We start from the raw sequence: 18,796 nt of genomic DNA, 5'->3' as shown, positions 1-18,796 counted from the left end.
GAAATCTGATCCGTCCGCTGTTCTTTTTCAGCATATTCCAAGCATCAGCCTCATAAGGTGAAAGAGATAAAAATCGCACCAGCGACTAAGATCGTTTTCCATCGGAGGTGAGTCATCGCGGAGCGTTCACCTATACATCCAGAACATGTTTTGAATGGCTTTCATAAAAAGGAGGAACGATATGAAACCGAAAAAAAATCAATACCAGCAAATGCAGGGATTTGATAATATGCAGGGGTATCAGCCTCAGTTCGGCGCCAACCCTTACCCGCAGCAAGGCCAAGGGTCACAAATGCAGACGATGGGGATGCAGCCAATGATGCCAATGCAGCAGGGACAGCAAGGACAGCAGGGGTTTGGATTTCCGGGCCAGCAGCAGGGCGGCGGATTTCAAATTCCTTCGGGGCCTACACCATCAGCACCGGGCCAAAGCGTTCCCGGCATGCTGCCTGTTGAGGAATCTTACATCGAAAATATTTTGCGACTGAATCGGGGAAAAACGGCCACCATTTATATGACATTTGAAAACAGCAAGGAATGGGGCTCGAAGATCTTTCGCGGCGTCATCGAAGCAGCGGGCCGGGACCACATCATTATCAGCGACCCGAAATCAGGAACACGCTATCTGCTCCTGACAATCTATCTCGATTACATTACGTTTGATGAAGAAATTGCTTATACGTATCCATATTCCATGGCGTCCTATTCGCCAAGATAAGAAAAAAGCCAATCACTCATATGATGAGGATTGGCTTTTTTGTTTAGAGATATTTGACGGCGGCGACAACAACCATAATCCAAGAAATAATAAACGCCACACCGCCGAGCGGAGTGATCGCGCCAAGAATGGAGATTTGCGTCACACTTAGAATATACAGGCTTCCGGAGAACAGCACGATTCCCGCAAACATCAGCCATCCGGCTGTCGTGACACTGCCTATGCCGGATAATTTATCAGCCAGAAACGCGACAACGAAAAGCCCCAGAGCGTGATACATATGATACTGCACGCCTGTGTGCCAAACCTGAAGATATTTATCAGGTATTTTCCCTTCTAATCCGTGAGCGCCAAATGCTCCGAGCCCCACAGCAAGCAGGGCGTTAATGGCCCCTAATATGATAAAAACTTTCATCTATCTCTCCCGCCTTTTCGTTAAACTCATATCATTTATCTTATCGCACCTGCACCAAAATTCAATGTTTGTTCTCCGTTGACACGAGATTGTCGGATTTTCTCCTGCGCCAAAGCTGGAACTGGTCAGCCCCTATTGCAGCAAGCGTCCCTAATACGAGCCCGTTGCTTAACAGAGAAATAAATACCGGATGCAATCCTTTTAACGCAGTTTCAGGAACAAACATGATACCGACCCCTGTCAGCAGCGAGATGCCGATGACAGACCGCACCCTTTTTAATTCTTCTTTCTCATATGAATCAAATTCGGCAAAGGCCAGACCGCCCATTGCGGAGAAAACAACAAAATTCACCGCAAATCCCACGGGTGACGGCAGGCTCGCAAACGTATTCATAAAAAACGGGATCACGCTGATCACGATAACCAGAATACTGCCGAGCATAAACGGTTTTTTAGAAGGCATTTTGGTTGTTTCAATAAAACCTGCGGCTCCCGAAATCGGAACCGGTGCAATGGCACCCGTCAAGCCGCTAAGCAGATGGCTGAATGAAGCGGCAAAACCGGCATGGCGTTCATGATGCTTTCCATCAGGCTGTTTGCTGAATTTTTTCACGGCGATGTCCACGACCTTCATGCTCGCCAGCATATTCACGATCAGCAAGATGGTAATAAATATAGAAGTAATGATCAGGCCGCTGTTAAATAACGGAGTCCCAAAAGGAAACAGGGAGGGCAGCTGAAACAGCCGGTCCGGCATTTCAATCGGCTTTGCCGCCCCGGCAGCCGCAAACAGCACCCATCCGCCAAACAAAGCTAATAAAATAGAATATTGCTTAAAAAACATGATATTCGAATTTGTCATCATAAAGGCGGCAGCGATTACAACAAGCGCCAAACCAAATACAAGACCGTCCACCCCGTCCTTTCGATAGCCGATCCCGAGAATTCCTTTTATAATCGGCTGACTCAGCTGCATCACAAGAAGCAATAAATAGACGCCCGTGACAACCGGAGTAAACAATTTTGCAAGCCGGTCAATGACCTTGAAAACACTTAACAAAAAGAAACATACAGCGCTTACAAGAAGAGCTCCCTGCAACCCCCGCAGTGTGTCTCCATATGTCGCAAACACAGTTCCCGTCAGCCCTGCGTAGATCGTATACACTCCCCACCACAAACCGGCGGGGCTTTCATTGATCGGCAGTCTGTGGCCTTTCAAACACTGAATGACGGCAGCAATTCCCAGTACAAAAAAAGTGCTTTGAATCAATCTCGCAGAATCCGAGTGATCCAGATGAAACGACTGGGCAACCGCCACCGGAACAACAATCGCCGCAGCAATGATAAACGCTGTCCATTGCAGCGCGCCAAGAACCAATTTCACGTAAGCTCAACCTCTCTCTTTAAAAATCAAATAAAGACTCTCCGTTTCCGTCCTCTTCCTGCTTCTCTTTTTCTTGCTTTCGATATTTGTTTAATCCCGCGCTCCCCATCATTTTTTCCATCATCAGCTGGTCTGTCGATGGCGGCGGGGCAGGACTTGGCGTAACGCTCGGCTGTATGCGGGGCGCGCTCTCGGTCTCCGGCTGATCAAGCACGACATCACACAGAGAACGGACAACCGCTACATAACGCTTCAGCTCCTCATCTCGTTCAGCCGTTTTTGCTTTTTTCAGCTCTTCTTCCATCTTTTGAATCAAAGCAGATATATGAATGTTCATGAAGCACCCTCCAAAAAATAAATGTTATCTTCCTGCATTTTATCAAATTCCTGCCGTGAACGCAGAAATGAGTTTGTTATTTTTTCTGACAAACCTTGCGCAATTGACAAGCAGAAGAGATTTTTCACATAATAAATCACCATACCTTACAAAAAGGAGAGACGGAATGAACAACATCCCCTCTATCGTCAGCAAGCATAAAACCTATTTTGCAGCGGGACATACGAGACCGCTTGAAACGAGACTGAACATTTTGCAGAAGCTGAAACAAGCCGTCAAAACTCATGAGGCCGATCTCATAGCCGCTCTCTACCAGGATCTCCACAAATCTGAGCAAGAAGCGTACTCAACAGAAATCGGAATCATCTTGGAGGAAATCAGCTTTGTCATGAAACGGCTGAAAAAATGGTCCAAGCCGAAACGAGTCAAAACGCCACTGACTCATCTAGGCTCCAAGAGCATCATCATCCCTGAGCCGTATGGAACCGTTTTGGTGATTGCGCCTTGGAACTATCCCTTGCAGCTGGCGCTTTCCCCGTTGATCGGAGCCATTGCGGCGGGGAACACGGTCGTTCTCAAACCATCAGAATATACGCCGGCTGTTTCCGCTGCACTTTCGAAACTCATCAGCAGTGTTTTTCCGACCGATTATGTCGCTATGGCAGAAGGCGGGCCCGACGTCAGCACGGCATTATTACAGCAGCCCTTTGACTACATTTTCTTTACAGGCAGCGTAGCCGTCGGAAAAGTCGTCATGGAGGCCGCCGCCAAACAATTAATTCCCGTAACCTTGGAGCTCGGCGGAAAAAGCCCCTGCATCGTCCATAAGGATGCTGACATACGGCTTGCCGCAAAACGCATCGTCTTCGGAAAATTTACAAATGCGGGACAAACTTGCATCGCACCGGATTATTTATTTGTCCACGAAGACATCAAAACGAAGCTGGCAGAAGAAATGAAGCATGCAATCAGAGAATTTTACGGCCCTCAGCCTGAACGGAATCCACAGTACGGGAAAATCGTCAGTGAACGGCATTATCAGCGGCTGCTCAGCTTTCTGAATGATGGCATCCCGCTCACAGGCGGACAATCCGATCCTGATCATCACAAAATCGCGCCGACCATTCTCGAACAAGTGAGGGATGACTCTCCAGTGATGCAGGAGGAGATTTTCGGGCCGATTCTTCCGCTCTTTACATACCGTGATATCGGGGAAGTCATTGAGAAAGTCCAATCGCGCCCAAAGCCGCTCGCCCTGTATCTCTTCACCACAAACAAAGAAACTGAGCGCGCTGTTTTAGAGAATCTGTCGTTTGGCGGAGGCTGTGTCAACGATACGTTAATGCATGTTGCGACGCCGTATTTGCCATTCGGCGGCATCGGGGAAAGCGGCATCGGCAGCTATCACGGATTTGACAGCTTTAACACGTTTACGCACAAAAAAAGCATCGTCAAACAAACGAACCGCTTCGACTTCGCATTTCGTTATCCTTCCTCCAAAAACGGGCTGCGAATGATTCGAAAAATACTCAAATAAAAAAGCGCAGATCACCTGCGCTTTTTACAAATCCTTAATACACCAATCAATCGGTGCCTCTCCCATTTTCTCCAAATAGGCATTCGCCCGGGAAAACGGTCTGCTCCCGAAAAATCCGTTTCTTGCAGAAAACGGGCTGGGATGCGTTGATTCAATGATAAAATGCTTGGACGTGTCGATCCGTTCTTTTTTCATTTGAGCATGCCGTCCCCACAAAATAAAGATAACCGGCCGCTCTCTTTCATTCAGCACATCGATAATCCGGTCTGTCAGACGCTCCCAGCCTTTTCCCTTATGGGAATTCGCCTGTCCGCGCCTTACTGTCAGCACAGTATTCAGCAAAAGAACCCCTTGCTTTGCCCAGCTCACAAGCGATCCGTGATTTGGGATGCTGCATCCGATGTCCTGCTGCAGCTCAAGAAAAATATTTTTTAACGAAGGCGGCTGCTTTACACCCGGCTTTACAGAGAAGCTTAAGCCTTGAGCCTGTCCCGGCCCGTGATACGGATCTTGCCCCAGAATGACGACCTTGACATCATCATAGGACGTATAATGCAGCGCATTGAAAATGTCCCGGCTGTCCGGATAAATCGTTTGCTCCGCGTATTCCTGCTTCAGCATTTCTCTGAGCTCTTGATAATACGGTTTCTCAAACTCTTCCTTTAGCTGATCCCACCAGCTGTCTTGTAAAAGCTGTTTCAAGATTCAGGCCTCCTTACGAACGATGAAGTCTGGAATAAACAGGTTCGCCATCCCAAACCATTTCACTTTTTGCTTCCCGCCTTTTCATCTCAGGCTCTTCAAGCAGGACGGCAAAGTTTTTCGTCGGCAGCTCTCCGAGTCCGTGCTTTTCACTTAACCGATCCAAATATTGCTTCCGCTTGGCGCCAAGGTCCGCAGACTGATTGTCTCCCGCGTCACTGAAGGCATAAATCACACTGGCGCAAGGGACACGCTTCACCCGGTAATCCTTGGCCGCGCGTAAATAAAAATCCCAGTCCCAATAATTGTGCACATCAGCATCGAAATACCCGATTTCATCATGCAAGAAACGTCTGTACATGCTGCCCGACGGCACATATGTAGAGAACACTCTCATATCCTCATAGTCAGCGGTATAAGCAAACAGCTTCCGTGAAATAGGATATCTTGTTCCGTTTTTCTCTTCAAACGAGACAATTTCCGCATCAGAATGAACGAAATCTGCCGTTTCTATTTCCTTCGCCATTCTCTCCACATGCCCTGGCGTAAAGAAATCATCGTCATCACATAGCATAATGCAATCGCCAGACGCCTCTTTTACACCGGCATTTCTCGCAGCCACATGCCCCGAGTTCTTTTCTAAATTGATGACAGCAATCGGCAGCTCCGGATACAGTGCTTTGACTGGCACGACCGATTCCCCCGCATCATTCACAATAATAATTTCATACGGCTTCAAGGTCTGGCGGGAAATCGACTCCAAAAGCTCACACAAAGCCGGAATCCGATTATAGGTCACAATTACGATAGAAATCTTCATGATGCTCTCCTTCTCATTTTCATAGTCATGTACTATTAAAACATATATTGCACGGGAGATCAGTGGGAATATCCTACTGAAACAGGAAAGGTGACCTTGAGATGCTAAGCATTCTATATTGTGATACAGAGAAAATCTAACTATAATGAAAGACAAAACACGATGGAGGTTCAAGACATGTCTATGCATAAAGCACTCACCATTGCCGGCTCAGATTCCAGCGGCGGTGCTGGGATTCAAGCTGATTTAAAAACATTTCAAGAAAAAAACGTATACGGGATGACCGCCTTAACGGTGATCGTTGCGATGGACCCGAACAACAGCTGGAACCACCAGGTATTCCCGATCGATACGGATACAATCCGCGCCCAGCTTGCAACGATTACGGACGGCATCGGTGTGGACGCCATGAAAACAGGAATGCTGCCAACCGTTGACATTATCGAGCTTGCAGCAAAAACAATCAAAGAAAAACAATTAAAAAATGTGGTAATTGACCCGGTTATGGTTTGCAAAGGTGCTAATGAAGTCCTTTATCCAGAGCATGCCCAAGCCCTGCGTGAGCAGTTGGCTCCGCTAGCCACTGTCATTACGCCAAACTTGTTTGAAGCCAGCCAGCTCAGCGGCATGGATGAACTAAAAACAGTTGACGATATGATCGAAGCCGCGAAAAAAATTCATGCACTCGGCGCTCAATATGTCGTCATTACAGGCGGAGGCAAACTCAAACATGAGAAAGCCGTTGATGTTCTCTATGACGGTAAAACAGCGGAAGTCCTTGAAAGCGAAATGATCGATACGCCTTATACACATGGCGCAGGCTGTACATTCTCAGCAGCCGTGACAGCGGAGCTTGCCAAAGGTGCGGAAGTCAAAGAAGCCATTTACGCAGCGAAAGAATTCATCACAGCTGCCATTAAAGAATCCTTCCCGTTAAACCAGTATGTCGGACCTACGAAGCATTCTGCGCTGCGCCTGAATCAACAATCATAAAAAAAAGCGGCTGCCTTACTGAGAGGCAGCCGCTTTTAAATCACCGAAGACTTTTCACAGAAAAAACTGCCGATCCCTCGGCAGCCTGTTTATTTGATTTTTAAATTATTTGCAGATTTCCTCAAAAATGCTTCTATCGACTGAACAAAAAGTGCATATTCCTTCATTTGTTCATATGCCCGCGTGAGAATTTCCGCCGTTTCACTGTGCGGTGTTGTTCCGCCAAGCATTTTTTTCAGCTGAAGCAGCACATCCTTATATTCTTCCCGCTTATCTTCAACTTGGTCCGCAGCCTTTTCCAAACATGCCGGTGTTATCTTCTGTTCATGTATATTCAAGAAAACAACTCCTTTTACAGAAAAAAATAGTAGGTTATCGTTGAAGAATAGCACAGATGGCTTAGATTTCACATAAGAAAATAGAAGGATTTTCTACATAAGGGTCCAAATTCTGACATTCATTTCAGATTTCCCGGTCGAACTGGCTGTTACTTCATGATTTCCCGGGAAAGGAAAATATCTCGCACTAAAGACCTCTTCTCCGTTATTGATAAAGATTTCAATAGAGGATGCGTCGATAAACATGTGCACGGTATGCAAATCCTTGATGCGGCAATGTCTCGACTCTTTTCTTTTTCCGTCGAAGCTCGTCCGTTCCAGCGTAACAATCCCCTCGTCTTTATGGAAGGAAAACGAAGCCGTTCCGCGGATACTGATTGAAAAACCGGACTCCGTATGAATGTCTTCCAGCAAGATCTCAGCTCTTTCAGCGTTTTCCACTGGAAGTGTGCCAGATGATTCGTGCATGTGGATTTGTAATTTCTTCTCGTTTCTGCGCATGGCTTTCAGCTCAGGCAGCGGCTGCTGAATCAGCTTCTCGCCTGATAGCGTCAGCTGTCTCGGCAGCGTCATGCAGTGAATCCAGTGATAGTCAATCGTCGGATGAGATCCTTCATCCTGGTCAGGCACAGCCATCCATGCAAACAAAATTCGTCTGCCCTGATCATCTTCAAGTGTTTGCGGCGCGTAAAAATCAAAACCTTGATCAAGCTCCCTAAAATCACCATGCTTCAGTTCAGGCTTGTTATAATCGAGACGCCCGACAAAATAACCTGACTGGTACACGTTCTGATAAAGGAAACCGTCAGCCTCAAGCCCTTGAGGCGAGACAATCAGCACGTCGGATCCTTGAAGGGGAAACAAATCAGGGCATTCCCACATGTATCCAAAATCGTCCAGCCCGTTGAATCCCGCGCCAGTTATCGGGCCAAGAAATCGCCACTCTGTCAGGTTATCAGAAGCAAACAATACAGCCTGCCCTTTCAAATTTTCCGTTTGCGCACCAATCACCATATACCATGTACCTTCATGCTCCCATACCTTCGGGTCGCGAAAATGGGGGGTGTATCCTTCCGGAAGGCGGGCGACAACACCCTTTTTCTCAAAGGACATCCCGTCGTCAGAAACAGCAAGGCATTGATACGTTTCCCGATTTCCCTCCTGGTCCCTGACATTTCCTGTGTAAAACAGATAGAGCTGATCATCTTTCGGGACAGCGCTGCCCGAGTAGCAGCCGTTTTTATCGAACCAATCACTCGGAGCGAGCGCAATGTCTTCCCGCTTCCAATTCACAACATCCTGTGTCGTATAATGCCCCCAAAATTTCGCGCCGTGCCCCGTCTGAAACGGCTGCCACTGAAAGAATACATGATAGGTGCCCTTCCAATAAATCACGCCATTCGGGTCATTCAGCAGCCCAACCGGCGGCATGATGTGAAAATGCTGGCGATGCGGATCGCTGTCAGCGATAGGCTCTTTTTTCTCCACCTCTTCATAAGCCCGGCGACGAAGCTCCTGATCATGTGCTGTCATTTTTTTCTCCCCTCATCCTCATTAATCTTCATGACAAATGCTGCAATGAACGCTGACACTGCCGCTATGGCCATCCCAATCAGATAGTTGATCAAGTTGCCCATGCCAAACGGCGCAGCAATGGCGATCATCGGAATACCCGTTAACCCATAAGCGTTTGCAGCAACATGCGTAAAGACGACATAAGCACCGCCCAATGCGCCTCCGATCATCGCGGCGATAAATGGCTTACGGTAGCGAAGGTTGACTCCGAATATGACGGGCTCAGTAATGCCGAGAAAAGCGGAAAATGCAGCCGGAAGCGCGATTTCTTTTGTCTTTGCTTTTTTGGCCATAAAGAAGACGGCAAGGCCGGCCCCGCCCTGTGCGACATTCGCCATTGACCAGATTGGCAGCAAGTAGTTTTTGCCAATATCCGCAATTAGCCCCGCCTCAATCGCATGGAAGCTGTGATGAACACCTGTCAGTACGATGAGTGAATACGTGCCCCCGAAAATCAAACCTGCAACAAAACCGGCATGGTCATACACATAAGTTAAAGCAACCGTAATCCCGGAGCCAAGGGCTCTTCCCAGAGGGCCAATCGCGATAAAAGCAACAAACCCGGTGACAATTACAGTAACAAAAGGTGTAACAAGCAAATCTACCGCATGCGGAACCACTTTTCTTGTCCATTTCTCTACCTTGCTCATTACATAAACCGCCAGCAGAACAGGAATGACAGTTCCCTGATAGCCTAGAAGCGCGATATCCAATCCGAAAAGATGCATATAATCAGGTGTCGCTTCAGCCAAACCCCATGGATTCAAAAGGTTTGGATGAATCATGATTCCCCCAATGACCGCTCCCAAGTACGGGTTGCTGCCAAATTCTTTTGAAGCGCTTACTCCAATTAGAATCGGCAAGAAAATGAATGCTGCACTTGAAAACATATCAAGCAGCTGAAAAACCGCAGAATCCTTGCTCATCCAATGAAACGCATTGATCATACCCAGCAATCCCATTAATAGGCCGCTGGCTACAATAGCCGGGATAATTGGGACAAAAATATTAGAAAGCGTTTTCGCAAATCTCGCAGCAGGATTCAGCTTTTCTTTTGCCGCATCCTGATGATTGACGTGTTCCTCACGCTCAATATCAGCTTCTTTAGAAAAAGCATCGAATACTTTATTCACAAGGCCTGTTCCGAAAATGATCTGGTACTGGCCAGAGCTGCTGAAGGCCCCTTTGACACCATCAAGCTCTTCAACCTGTGCTTGATCTATCTTTGATTCATCTTTCATCACTAAACGCAGTCTTGTTGCACAATGAGCCGCGCTGATAATGTTATCTTTCCCTCCGAGAAGCTCAATGAGGCGTTTTGCAGTCTCTTTGTAATCCATCTGTTTCTCCCCCTTTTATTTAAACAAAAAAGACCTAAAATTCGCCAACGAATAAAGGACACAGTGATCCTTTTTTCATTTCGCAAATTTTAGGTCTTGCCTGCTTTACCAGTCACAATCCCGCTTATTCAGATTGAGAATACGCTTTCATCATAAAACATGACAGCGTTTTCGTCAACTACTTTTTAGTTAAATAGTTTGATAAAACATGTAGACAAAAATTCGTAAAAAATATTTGTGAAATAGTTCACAATATCATGCTATACTATGCTCAATCATGATAGAAAGCAGGAAAAGACCATGGAAACTCAAGCATTGCAAAAGGTTGAACAGTACGCTTTGAAAAAACAACACATATTCGCTTCAAGCAAAATCCGTTATGTGCTACGGTCCATTTTGGCCAGTATGTTTATTGGTTTTGGCATTACAGCCGCAAGTAAAACCGGCAGTTATTTCTATATGGCTGATTCTCCATTTGCCTTTCCGGCAGCCGCTGTCACTTTCGGGGCCGCTATTGTGCTGATCGCTTACGGAGGCGGAGATTTATTTACCGGCAATACCTTTTATTTCACCTATACCGCGCTCCGAAAAAAACTCCGCTGGCGCGACACCCTGTACTTGTGGATATCAAGCTATGCCGGCAATTTAATCGGCGCCATTTTGTTTGCCATCCTGATCAGCGCGACAGGGCTTTTTGAGGAGTCTTCCGTACATTCCTTTTTGATTCATCTGGCAGAACACAAAATGGAGCCGCCGGCTTCCGAACTGTTTTTCAGAGGATTGCTGTGCAATTGGCTTGTGTGCCTCGCCTTTTTCATTCCAATGGCTCTCAAAGGGGAAGGCGCAAAGCTCTTTACCATGATGCTTTTCGTTTTCTGCTTCTTTATTTCCGGCTTTGAACACAGCATTGCCAATATGTGCACATTCGCCATCTCACTTTTGGTCGAGCACCCTGATACAGTGACACTGATGGGAGCAGTCAGAAACTTAATTCCCGTTACGCTCGGGAATCTGACCGCTGGAATGGTCATGATGGGCTGGATGTACTACACACTCAATCCTGATCAATAAAAAAAACTTCCAGAGATCACTCCCTGCAAGTCAAAGCGGTTATTCCGAGAGATCTTGAAGACGCTGGACATGCAGCGTGATATAGCCGGCCTCGGATTCCGGCAAATGTAATTGATATTCATTTTTCAAAAACTCCGCCAGCTCCAGCGCACATTGATAGGCAAATGAATACTTTTTTTGGATGAAATAAAGCATCTCCTCGTCCATATGATGGAGCGCTTCATTTGATTCCAACCGGCTGACCGCGTATCGCAAATGCGTGACAAGGCGTTGATAGGAAATGCTGTTTTCATCCACCTTTCGATTAAAGTATTGTTCTATTTTCTCTATCATTTCTTTGATCATGGTCGTATGCTTCAGCGCTGAATACATGCTCTCCGCATCCATCTTGGCCGTATGGATGTGAAGGGCAATATAACCCGCTTCATCTTCAGGCAGAGACACGCCTAATGTCTCTTTTACATGTCCGATCGCCCACAGGCCGATCTCGTATTCTTTTTTATAGAGCGCTTTTATCTCATGCAGCAATTTATTCTGCACAAGCAGCCCATTTTGAACCCTTTCGATCGCAAAGGATAAATGGTCAGAAAGCGCGATATGAATGTGGTCGCTCAGCGGCGCCGCGAGCTCCCCTTCCGCATAGCTGATGATATCCTCAGCTATCTCTATATGCTCCTCCGGCAGTGTTTGCAGGATTTGTTTGAATTTTTCATTCTCGTCGCGCACGACAAAGATTTTTTCCACTTTATTCATAGGGATGAGATCATTTTTCTTTTTTTGAAAAGCGATTCCCGGACCCATCACGATTTTTTCCTGATCATCCTCTTTTATTAAAGCCGCATTGTTGTTTAATACTTTATAGATTTTCAAGAGGTTATCTCTCCCGCCAATTTGCTTTTGACTGGGATTTTACCTCCTTTTGACCGCCATGTAAAGATGCGGGCCCGCTCTCTCCTGCTTTGGCGATTCCTTGAAGGCTTGCAAACACCTTCTTTTATAAAGCGCGGCGGCTTTCGCTTTCTGTTTCTCTTCCTCATTCACAGCCATCCGCCATTCATAAAACGAAACAAGTCCCGCGGCTTGCACCGCCGCCTTTCTTTGGTATGTACGCTGAGCCGAGTAGACCGCGGCAGCCGCAGTTTTTCTGTCCGGCGTCACCCAGTTCATCAAAAAGACCATCCACACCCGTAAAGATACAAGCAAACGTTTCATAGAAAAACATCCCTCCGCTTCTTTTTGGCAGGCAGCCTTTTTTAGCAGCCCGTTTTCTCAGCCGCAGCCCGCAGGAAAAGACGGCCGATTTCTTTTCTCGCAAACTAGCAGCTCTAGCAAAACTCATGACTCTATGATAGACCGTGGAAAGAGAATTCTTTGTCACAATATGAGTGAAAAAACCAACTAGTTTTTAGAAGTTTTGTTGAAAGCTGAAAGAATTGAAATGAAAATTGGAGAACGGTTTGAAAACTTTATACACAAGTTATCCCAAAGATAAGAACAACTTAATCACAATAGATATCCACATGTCCACAAACCCTATCTATATTTTGTATACGAACATTTATTCCCAACTATATATATACACAGGTTTATTCACTTATGCACAGGGTTCTGTGTATAACTCCTTCCTTATACACAAACAAAATCCAATAAATGGTCCAAATGACACAAGGATTTTTTTTGAATTTTCAAGAAATATATACTAGATCTTTCACATTTTTTCTAAATACAAAGGGGGAAACACATTGAAAAAGGGGATCTTTCGCTTTCTGCTTGTCAGTTTCGTCTTATTTTTTACGTTATCCACAGGTGTTACGGGCGTCAAGGCAGCACCGCCGTCTTCAAAAACGTCGGCTGACCTGGAAAAAGCCGAGGTATTCGGTGATATCGACATGACAACAAGCAAAAAAACAACCGTTATAGTGGAATTAAAAGAAAAATCCTTGGCAGAAGCGAAGGAAGCTGGAGAAAGCCAATCGAAAAGCAAGCTGAAAACCGCTCGCACAAAAGCAAAAAACAAAGCAATCAAAGCGGTAAAAAACGGAAAAGTAAACCGGGAATATGAGCAGGTATTCTCAGGCTTCTCTATGAAACTCCCAGCTAATGAGATTCCAAAACTTCTCGCGGTAAAAGACGTGAAGGCAGTATACCCGAACGTCACGTATAAAACAGACAATATGAAGGATAAAGACGTCACGATCTCTGAAGACGCCGTATCTCCGCAAATGGATGACAGTGCGCCTTATATCGGAGCAAACGATGCATGGGATTTAGGCTACACAGGAAAAGGCGTCAAGGTGGCGATTATTGATACTGGGGTTGAATACAATCACCCAGATCTGAAGAAAAACTTTGGACAATATAAAGGATACGATTTTGTGGACAATGATTACGATCCAAAGGAAACACCAACCGGCGATCCAAGGGGCGGTGCAACGGACCACGGCACACACGTAGCCGGAACTGTGGCTGCAAACGGAACGATTAAAGGTGTAGCGCCTGATGCCACACTTCTTGCTTATCGTGTGTTAGGCCCTGGCGGAAGCGGGACATCGGAAAACGTCATTGCGGGCGTGGAACGCGCTGTACAGGACGGAGCAGATGTGATGAACCTTTCTCTCGGAAACTCTTTAAACAACCCGGACTGGGCGACAAGCACAGCACTTGACTGGGCCATGTCAGAAGGGGTTGTCGCTGTTACATCAAACGGCAACAGCGGACCAAACGGCTGGACAGTCGGATCGCCTGGCACATCAAGAGAAGCGATTTCTGTCGGTGCGACTCAGCTGCCGCTCAATGAATACGCCGTCAAATTCGGCTCCTACTCTTCAGCAAAAGTGATGGGCTATAACAAGGAGGACGAAGTCAAAGCACTCAATAACAAAGAAGTTGAGCTCGTCGAAGCGGGAATCGGCGAAGCAAAGGACTTTGAAGGAAAAGACCTGACAGGCAAAGTCGCCGTTGTCAAACGAGGCAGCATTGCATTTGTGGATAAAGCGGATAACGCTAAAAAGGCCGGTGCCATCGGCATGGTTGTGTATAACAACTTCTCTGGAGAAATTGAAGCCAATGTGCCAGGCATGTCTGTCCCAACGATTAAACTTTCATTAGAAGACGGCGAAAAACTCGTCAGCGCCTTGAAAGCTGGTGAGACAAAAACTACATTCAAATTGACGGTCTCAAAAGCGCTCGGTGAACAAGTGGCTGATTTCTCATCACGTGGCCCTGTTATGGATACGTGGATGATTAAGCCTGATATTTCCGCGCCAGGCGTCAATATCGTCAGCACGATCCCAACACACAATCCTGAGCATCCTTACGGCTACGGATCAAAACAAGGAACAAGCATGGCATCGCCTCATATCGCCGGAGCAGTTGCCGTCATTAAACAAGCCAAACCAAAATGGAGCGTTGAACAGATTAAAGCTGCCATCATGAATACCGCCGTCACTTTAAAGGATGGCGATGGGGAAGTATATCCGCATAATGCCCAAGGCGCGGGCAGCGCAAGAATTATGAACGCGATCAAAGCCGATTCGCTCGTCTCTCCTGGAAGCTATTCATACGGCACATTCTTGAAGGAAAACGGAAATGAAACGAAAAAAGAAACGTTTACGATTGAAAATCAATCTTCCATTAGAAAGTCATACACACTGGAATATTCATTTAACGGCAGCGGCATCTCTACATCCGGGACAAGCCGTGTTGTGATTCCGGCACATCAAACCGGAAAAGCCACTGCAAAAGTAAAAGTCAATACGAAGAAAACAAAAGCAGGCACCTATGAAGGTACAGTTATCGTCAGAGAAGGCGGAAAAACGGTCGCTAAGGTACCTACACTGCTGATTGTGAAAGAGCCCGATTATCCGAGAGTCACATCTGTCTCCGTCAGTGAAGGGTCTGTACAAGGCACCTATCAAATAGAAACATACCTTCCTGCGGGAGCGGAAGAGCTGGCGTTCCTCGTCTATGACAGCAATCTTGATTTCGCAGGCCAAGCAGGCATTTATAAAAATCAAGATAAAGGTTATCAGTACTTTGACTGGGACGGCACGATTAATGGCGGAACCAAGCTTCCGGCCGGAGAGTATTACTTGCTCGCCTATGCCGCGAACAAAGGCAAATCAAGCCAGGTTTTGACCGAAGAGCCTTTCACTGTTGAATAAGAAGAAGCCCTGCCGATTGGCAGGGCTTTTTAACGATCAGTCAGCTAACGCCTCCTGCAATAAACGATACGAGCGGAGCTTATCTTCAAAATGATGTGTAATGGTCACCACCATGATTTCCTCTGTTTCATACGCTTTACTCAAAGCTAGCAGCCGCTCCTTAACCTGTTCTTTCGTACCCACAATCATTCGATTTCGATTATCAGTAATTCGTCTCTGTTCATAGGGAGAATACGAGTTTTCCCGAACAGCTTCATACGAAGGAACTCCCTCTAAAGGAATCCCCTGCTCTCCCGCCAAAAGTGTAAAATCAAGCACAGCCCCAAGCTCCTCTGCCTTCTCCTCTGTGTCAGCACAAAGAACAAAAACAGCAACTGCCGCTCGCGGTGCATCTCCTAATACAGACGGTTTGAATCGTCTCTTATACTGTCTGACAGTATCCTCTCCGCCTTCTCCATTGATAAAATGGGCAAACATATAGCCAGCGCCAGATTCCGCGGCGAGCAGCGCGCTTTCTCCAGAAGAGCCTAGCAGCCATACATCCGGAGCAGTTGAAATATGCGGCGCAGCCGTCAGATTCGGAAAACGGTGTTTGTCATCCGCCAAATCATGCAAATACATGGTCAGCTCCTTAATTTGCTGCGGATACTGATCAGAATTGCGCTTACCGCCGTCATTCAGCGCCCATGATGCAATCGGCATTCCCCCCGGTGCTCTGCCAAGCCCCAGGTCAATTCTTCCCGGTGTCAGCCCCTCCAGAACACGAAAGTTTTCAGCTACTTTATAAGCACTGTAATGCGGCAGCATAACTCCTCCTGATCCAACGCGGATTCGCTTTGTTTTCGCCGCTATATGACTGATGAGCACCTCAGGACTAGACCCTGCCAGCCGTTTAGAAAAGTGATGCTCAGAAACCCAAAATCTCTTATATCCAAGGTCCTCAGCAGCTTGGGCAAGCGCAACGGTTTGCTGCAAGGCCGTTTCTGCATTGCTGCCCTTTGATACTGGAGATTGATCTAATATACTTAATGAAACCATCCCTACCACCTCATCCTCATCGTATCACTGATCCCCTAATTTTTCTTCAAAGCCGCTCACACTGCTTATCAGTGTCTCCCATCATTCGCCGTTTATTTGTGAAAGCATGTCCCTATTTGTCGGAATATGTTACACGTGAAACATAAAAACCCCTCCTAGACGGAGAGGTTGGCTTTAGTTTTTATTAAAGCCCTTTTCTTTGACGTAGTCATTTAAATACGTACGCGGCTTCTGCTTCATAAAGTTCAGTATTTGATCGGACCACGTTTCTTCCCGCTGTCCGTTTGTTCTTTCTCTATAGTAATCAGAAATGGTTTTGTCATACGTATTCATAGTATGACGGAAATCGTCTGCGTTCACATTATACGCATTCTCATGATAAACGGCCTGCTTTGGCAGTCTCGGTTTTTTGCCGGATAGATTCGCTGGATGACCTACTGCCAGCCCGAATAGCGGGAGCACATGGTCAGGCGTTTGCAGCACCTCTGTCACCTTGTCCAACTCATTCCGAATGCCGCCGATATAACAAATGCCAAGCCCCATAGATTCAGCCGCAATGCTCATATTTTGCGCTGCGAGCGCCGCATCAATCAAGCTAACCATAAACATTTCCGTATTCTCAAGCAGCTCAGAGATATGTTCCCCTTTTTCCTCAGCCAGTTGTTGATGGCGGTACAAATCCGCACAAAATACAAAAAAGTGCCCGTTCTTCTCAACGTAAGGCTGATTCCCAGCAAGCACAGACAGCTCACGTTTTTTCTCAGGATCAGAAACCCCGATAATCGAATATGCCTGCACATAACTGGATGTAGACGCAGCCTGCGCACTTTTCACTAATGTATCAATTTCTTCAGCTGTCAAAAGCTGATCAGTAAAAGACCGGATCGACCGATGATTCAATATGGTTTCGATTGTGTTATTCATCACAAAAACCTCCTTATCTCTTTTTATCATATCCGAAAAAAAGTATTCCCAAAAGTGAAATGCTCTGCACAAAAAAAGACAGCCTCTGAAAAGGCTGTCTTCATCTTAAGAATTAAAGAGATAACTTCTGTATTTCGTCAGCTGCACACTCGCGTTATACACAATCCCGAAACCGATTAGCGTTGCAAGCGTCGAGCTTCCACCGTAGCTGACAAACAGCAACGGAATCCCGGTAACAGGCATAATGCCGATGTTCATTCCGATATTCTGGAATGTGTGGATGACAATTAACGCCGTATAGCCAACGCAAAAGAAGGAAGCAAAACGGTTAAACGGATGTATTTTGTCTATCAGAACGACAAGCCTGTAGATTAAGAAGAAGAACATAATGACAACAATTGCACAGCCTATAAAGCCAAAGCTTTCACCCAAAATGGCGAAGATAAAGTCGGTCTGTCCTTCTGGTACATACACCTTCAAATTGTGAACGCCATTTCCGACAATGCCGCCTGAGCCGATAGCCATAACAGCCTGATCAACCTGCCAGCTGCTATTTGCATCTTCCTGAGTTGTTCCATTTGTATCAGAAACCCAGGATGTTACCCTCTTTATTTGATACTCTTGAATCCCAACTGATTTAGCAGCATCAGGAAAATTAATCATCACTAATAAAATAAGAGAAATAAGTAAGATACCAGAACCACCAATGATTGCAATCAGCTTCCAGTTTACTCCTGACATAAAGATCATGACAATCACAATAAACATACATATCCCAGCTGTACCAGCATCCTGAAGAAGGATAAGTCCGATCGGCACTACCGATACACCTGCAATCTTAAGCAAAAGATGCACATCATCTCTGAGCGTTCGGATTTTTTTAGGGCTTGCTTTTGAAATCACTGAGGCTACCATCATCATGAGCCCAATTTTCATAAATTCAGAGGGCTGTAACGTTACAGAACCAAACTGAAACCAGCTTTTTGCACCGTTTTTCACTGGTGCAATAGACTCAGGACTGACTCTCAATATCAAAAGAAGCAAAATCCCGAATAAAAATACATATAAACTCAATTTTTCAAGCTGCTCCAAATCGAAATACAGCAGTACCGAAATGGCAATAGCCCCCAAAGCATAATAAATAATTTGTTTCGTCCAGGCATTATCTCCATACTGCCCAAACTGACCGGCAGCATAAATCGCCAATACGCTTATAATAAAAAACACACCAAATATAAAAATCAAATCCCCCTGGTAAAAGGGACTTTGCTGTTTCTTATATCGACTCATTCTATCCCGCCTTACATTTTCATCGGAAAATCACTAATGTTTATTATACATGAACCACGTTCAAGATGACACGTGAAGCTCGCTTCCTTTTAAGTTTTTTCCGCACTTGTGGCGCTTTTCAGCTACACGACATATGACGTATGATAAACCG

18 protein-coding genes are annotated in these 18,796 nt (G+C 46.0%); 5 read left to right on the top strand and 13 right to left on the bottom strand.

Annotated elements, in window-relative coordinates; genetic code table 11:
- Positions 1–181: 181 nt before the first annotated feature.
- Positions 182–718 carry a spore coat protein GerQ gene (gerQ, locus tag BFW96_RS01785; RefSeq protein WP_014665822.1) on the top strand — a complete coding sequence of 179 codons (537 nt, stop codon included), beginning with the start codon at positions 182–184 and terminating at the stop codon, positions 716–718.
- Positions 719–761: 43 nt separating this feature from the next.
- Here the strand turns inward: gerQ and BFW96_RS01780 are convergent, their stop codons facing one another.
- The 3 genes from BFW96_RS01780 to BFW96_RS01770 form a co-directional block, all read right to left on the bottom strand.
- The gene (locus BFW96_RS01780; RefSeq protein WP_014665823.1) at positions 762–1,133 is read right to left on the bottom strand and encodes a DUF423 domain-containing protein; all 372 of its coding nucleotides are present in this window, start codon (positions 1,131–1,133) and stop codon (positions 762–764) included.
- Between the two features lie 61 nt (positions 1,134–1,194).
- Positions 1,195–2,517 (bottom strand): purine/pyrimidine permease, encoded by a 1,323-nt coding sequence (locus tag BFW96_RS01775; RefSeq protein WP_040081477.1) that lies wholly within the window; start codon positions 2,515–2,517, stop codon positions 1,195–1,197.
- 19 nt (positions 2,518–2,536) lie between these two features.
- Positions 2,537–2,854 (bottom strand): YwdI family protein, encoded by a 318-nt coding sequence (locus BFW96_RS01770; protein WP_069838470.1) that lies wholly within the window; start codon positions 2,852–2,854, stop codon positions 2,537–2,539.
- A gap of 166 nt (positions 2,855–3,020) precedes the next feature.
- Here BFW96_RS01770 and BFW96_RS01765 point away from each other — a divergent pair, with 166 nt between their 5' ends.
- Positions 3,021–4,391: an aldehyde dehydrogenase gene (locus tag BFW96_RS01765; RefSeq protein WP_069838469.1), complete on the top strand. Its 1,371-nt coding sequence runs from the start codon at positions 3,021–3,023 to the stop codon at positions 4,389–4,391.
- Between the two features lie 24 nt (positions 4,392–4,415).
- Here BFW96_RS01765 and BFW96_RS01760 read toward each other — a convergent pair whose 3' ends face one another.
- Both BFW96_RS01760 and BFW96_RS01755 read right to left on the bottom strand, forming a co-directional pair.
- A complete protein-coding gene (locus BFW96_RS01760; RefSeq protein ID WP_014665828.1) occupies positions 4,416–5,093 on the bottom strand; it encodes a uracil-DNA glycosylase in 678 nt (225 codons plus the stop codon).
- A gap of 13 nt (positions 5,094–5,106) precedes the next feature.
- Complete coding sequence (locus BFW96_RS01755; RefSeq protein WP_069838468.1) at positions 5,107–5,913, bottom strand: glycosyltransferase family 2 protein; 807 nt, start codon at positions 5,911–5,913, stop codon at positions 5,107–5,109.
- A gap of 177 nt (positions 5,914–6,090) precedes the next feature.
- Here BFW96_RS01755 and BFW96_RS01750 point away from each other — a divergent pair, with 177 nt between their 5' ends.
- The gene (locus BFW96_RS01750) at positions 6,091–6,906 is read left to right on the top strand and encodes a bifunctional hydroxymethylpyrimidine kinase/phosphomethylpyrimidine kinase (protein ID WP_069838467.1); all 816 of its coding nucleotides are present in this window, start codon (positions 6,091–6,093) and stop codon (positions 6,904–6,906) included.
- A gap of 89 nt (positions 6,907–6,995) precedes the next feature.
- Here BFW96_RS01750 and BFW96_RS01745 read toward each other — a convergent pair whose 3' ends face one another.
- From BFW96_RS01745 to scrA, 3 genes are all read right to left on the bottom strand, one after another.
- Entirely contained in the window at positions 6,996–7,244 is a 249-nt protein-coding gene (locus tag BFW96_RS01745; RefSeq protein ID WP_014665831.1) for a hypothetical protein, read from the bottom strand.
- A 93-nt stretch (positions 7,245–7,337) separates the two neighbouring features.
- Complete coding sequence (gene sacA / locus BFW96_RS01740; protein ID WP_069838466.1) at positions 7,338–8,777, bottom strand: sucrose-6-phosphate hydrolase; 1,440 nt, start codon at positions 8,775–8,777, stop codon at positions 7,338–7,340.
- Positions 8,774–10,159 carry a PTS system sucrose transporter subunit IIBC gene (scrA, locus tag BFW96_RS01735; RefSeq protein ID WP_069838465.1) on the bottom strand — a complete coding sequence of 462 codons (1,386 nt, stop codon included), beginning with the start codon at positions 10,157–10,159 and terminating at the stop codon, positions 8,774–8,776. Before scrA ends, sacA begins: the two co-directional genes overlap by 4 nt.
- 300 nt (positions 10,160–10,459) lie before the next feature.
- Between scrA and BFW96_RS01730 the strand changes: the two genes are divergently transcribed.
- Positions 10,460–11,230, top strand: coding sequence for a formate/nitrite transporter family protein (locus tag BFW96_RS01730; RefSeq protein ID WP_069838464.1), 771 nt, complete (start codon positions 10,460–10,462; stop codon positions 11,228–11,230).
- A gap of 39 nt (positions 11,231–11,269) precedes the next feature.
- Here the strand turns inward: BFW96_RS01730 and sacT are convergent, their stop codons facing one another.
- A complete protein-coding gene (sacT, locus tag BFW96_RS01725; protein WP_069838463.1) occupies positions 11,270–12,100 on the bottom strand; it encodes a sac operon transcriptional antiterminator SacT in 831 nt (276 codons plus the stop codon).
- 39 nt (positions 12,101–12,139) lie between these two features.
- A complete protein-coding gene (locus BFW96_RS01720; protein ID WP_003222155.1) occupies positions 12,140–12,442 on the bottom strand; it encodes a hypothetical protein in 303 nt (100 codons plus the stop codon).
- Positions 12,443–12,972: 530 nt separating this feature from the next.
- Between BFW96_RS01720 and vpr the strand changes: the two genes are divergently transcribed.
- The gene (gene vpr, locus BFW96_RS01715; RefSeq protein WP_069838462.1) at positions 12,973–15,393 is read left to right on the top strand and encodes a serine protease Vpr; all 2,421 of its coding nucleotides are present in this window, start codon (positions 12,973–12,975) and stop codon (positions 15,391–15,393) included.
- 36 nt (positions 15,394–15,429) lie between these two features.
- Here vpr and BFW96_RS01710 read toward each other — a convergent pair whose 3' ends face one another.
- From BFW96_RS01710 to BFW96_RS01700, 3 genes are all read right to left on the bottom strand, one after another.
- Entirely contained in the window at positions 15,430–16,431 is a 1,002-nt protein-coding gene (locus BFW96_RS01710; protein WP_069838461.1) for an LLM class flavin-dependent oxidoreductase, read from the bottom strand.
- A gap of 174 nt (positions 16,432–16,605) precedes the next feature.
- Positions 16,606–17,355: an oxygen-insensitive NADPH nitroreductase gene (nfsA, locus tag BFW96_RS01705; RefSeq protein WP_014665840.1), complete on the bottom strand. Its 750-nt coding sequence runs from the start codon at positions 17,353–17,355 to the stop codon at positions 16,606–16,608.
- A gap of 105 nt (positions 17,356–17,460) precedes the next feature.
- Entirely contained in the window at positions 17,461–18,645 is a 1,185-nt protein-coding gene (locus BFW96_RS01700) for an FtsW/RodA/SpoVE family cell cycle protein (RefSeq protein WP_014665841.1), read from the bottom strand.
- Positions 18,646–18,796: the final 151 nt, after the last annotated feature.

This window comes from Bacillus sp. F56 (assembly GCF_001748205.1).
Taxonomy (GTDB): domain Bacteria; phylum Bacillota; class Bacilli; order Bacillales; family Bacillaceae; genus Bacillus; species Bacillus stercoris.
This window is presented reverse-complemented; position numbering and strand designations above follow the sequence as displayed.

Excerpts from the sequence above, each read along its gene's own strand:
- gerQ (WP_014665822.1), top strand. The coding sequence starts at position 182 with ATGAAACCGAAAAAAAATCAATACCAGCAAATGCAGGGATTTGATAAT.
- BFW96_RS01770 (WP_069838470.1), bottom strand. The coding sequence starts at position 2,854 with ATGAACATTCATATATCTGCTTTGATTCAAAAGATGGAAGAAGAGCTG.
- BFW96_RS01700 (WP_014665841.1), bottom strand. The coding sequence starts at position 18,645 with ATGAGTCGATATAAGAAACAGCAAAGTCCCTTTTACCAGGGGGATTTG.
- BFW96_RS01765 (WP_069838469.1), top strand. The coding sequence starts at position 3,021 with ATGAACAACATCCCCTCTATCGTCAGCAAGCATAAAACCTATTTTGCA.
- sacA (WP_069838466.1), bottom strand. The coding sequence starts at position 8,777 with ATGACAGCACATGATCAGGAGCTTCGTCGCCGGGCTTATGAAGAGGTG.
- BFW96_RS01730 (WP_069838464.1), top strand. The coding sequence starts at position 10,460 with ATGGAAACTCAAGCATTGCAAAAGGTTGAACAGTACGCTTTGAAAAAA.
- BFW96_RS01755 (WP_069838468.1), bottom strand. The coding sequence starts at position 5,913 with ATGAAGATTTCTATCGTAATTGTGACCTATAATCGGATTCCGGCTTTG.
- scrA (WP_069838465.1), bottom strand. The coding sequence starts at position 10,159 with ATGGATTACAAAGAGACTGCAAAACGCCTCATTGAGCTTCTCGGAGGG.
- BFW96_RS01780 (WP_014665823.1), bottom strand. The coding sequence starts at position 1,133 with ATGAAAGTTTTTATCATATTAGGGGCCATTAACGCCCTGCTTGCTGTG.
- nfsA (WP_014665840.1), bottom strand. The coding sequence starts at position 17,355 with ATGAATAACACAATCGAAACCATATTGAATCATCGGTCGATCCGGTCT.
- BFW96_RS01750 (WP_069838467.1), top strand. The coding sequence starts at position 6,091 with ATGTCTATGCATAAAGCACTCACCATTGCCGGCTCAGATTCCAGCGGC.
- BFW96_RS01710 (WP_069838461.1), bottom strand. The coding sequence starts at position 16,431 with ATGGTTTCATTAAGTATATTAGATCAATCTCCAGTATCAAAGGGCAGC.
- BFW96_RS01720 (WP_003222155.1), bottom strand. The coding sequence starts at position 12,442 with ATGAAACGTTTGCTTGTATCTTTACGGGTGTGGATGGTCTTTTTGATG.